The sequence below is a fragment of the Candidatus Magnetaquicoccus inordinatus genome, assembly GCF_004217665.1.
GTDB lineage: Bacteria > Pseudomonadota > Magnetococcia > Magnetococcales > Magnetaquicoccaceae > Magnetaquicoccus > Magnetaquicoccus inordinatus.
On sequence record NZ_RXIU01000386.1, the window covers coordinates 1 to 1,775 of the forward strand.

At 55.9% G+C, this 1,775-nt stretch carries 1 protein-coding gene; it reads right to left on the minus strand.

Going from position 1 to position 1,775, the window contains the following annotated elements:
• On the minus strand, window positions 1-1,645 hold a 1,645-nt coding region (locus tag EJP87_RS15880), incomplete at its 3' end, for a UbiD family decarboxylase (protein WP_130472827.1).
• Window positions 1,646-1,775: the final 130 nt, after the last annotated feature.

A 1,775-nucleotide genomic window follows, 5' to 3' on the forward strand; every position in this document is an offset into this window, starting at 1 on the left:
CCCAAAGCAGATCCGCCCAGGAGGTGGGTTGAATATCCTGGTCAACAATCCACAGTTGATCGGCTCCGGCACCGGGGGGAATTCGTTGCAGGATGGTGGTAATTGCACGCATTGCTTCACCAGGTTCATGATTGTTGATGCGGGCAACAGCCATGCGTCCATTGGCGAACAGATGCAGATCAGTGATGAAGGGCGCCTCTTGTCGCACCATTTCTTGCCAATGCGGGTCGGTATGCAGGGGAGGCATGGGGGGGGCGGCCAGAGTTTCCGGGGGAATCTTGCGTGTGGCATCCACACCCATTTTGCCACCCAGGCCGGCTAGGGGTGAGGCAAAATCGAGATAGTCGATGGGGGTATTGGTGAGAATTTGAATATCGCGTTGGCTATGTACATGGTTGGCGATAGCTTGGGCTACCGCTTCCCAGTTATCCACAGCCACGTCGGGATCAACCACTATAACTATTTTTGTATAGAGAAATTGCCGGAGAAAGCCCCAGATTCCGGCCATAAGGCGAAAAGCGTGACCGGGATACTCTTTTTTCAGCGAAACCACAGCCAGGCGATAGGAGCATGCCTCCATGGAGAGATGGAACTGGTGAATTTCTGGAAATTGCAGACGCAGCAGGGGAACAAAGATATGATTAAGGGCCAAGGCCAGCATCGCCGGTTCATCGGGGGGGCGTCCGGTATAGGTGGAGAGATAGATGGGCTGGCGGCGCATGGTCATGCAGTGAACGGTAAAGACCGGGAAGAGTTCGACCTCGTTATAATAGCCGGTATGGTCGCCGAAGGGGCCTTCTGCGGCCAGTTCCTGCAGATCGACAGTTCCTTCCAGGATGATTTCGGCATAGGCAGGCACCGGCAGAGGTACTGTCAGAGCGGGTGCGGTATCGACCCGTTTTTCCCGCAACAGGCCGGCGAAGGCAAATTCAGAGAGGGTTTCTGGGATCGGGGTGACGGCGGCCAGGATAGTGGCGGGGTCACAACCGATAGCCACGGCAACCGGCATCTGTTGGGGATAGGCACGGGCATGTTGGGCGCCACCGCGATGTTTGAGCCAGCGCATGATCAGGCGATTGCGTGACAATTTTTGCATGCGGTAGACACCAATATTGAGCGGACCGCCATTGGCTGCTTGGGTGATCACCAAGGGCCAGGTGACCAATGGTGCGGCATCCTCTGGCCAACAGGTTTGAATTGGTAAATGATCCAGGTTGACCTGATCACCGCGCCAGACAATTTCCTGGCAAGGAGGATTGCGCACGCTGTGTGTAGGCATGTGGCGCACGCGACTGAGGCGCGACAACAGGGCTGTGGCGGCGGCCAGACTGTCTGGTGGCTGGGGTTGTTTGAGTTGTGCCAGCAAGCTGCCCAGCTCTGACAATTCGGGCAGGGTGCGACCAATAGCCATGGCCACCCGCTCTTGGGTGCCGAAAAGGTTGGCCAGGAGAGGCAGGGGGCTGCCTTTGACCCGTTCAAAAAGGATTGCCGGTCCATGATTGGCCAGCAAACGGCGGGCAATTTCGGTGATCTCCAGGTGGGGATCCACCTCTTGAGTGACCCGCACCAATTGACCATGCTGCTCTAAATAGTGGATAAAGGCGCGCAGATCGAGGAAAAATTTGGGCGAGTGGATGCTGGTCATGAGTATCTCTTTCCTTTGTTGGAGTTCATGGCAATCGCATTTGAAAATCAAAAAACTATTATGGAGGTCCAGGAGGAGATTATCTCCTCCTGGTGGGTGCAGGGCAAAGCCCTGCTGAAAATGTGCGGCG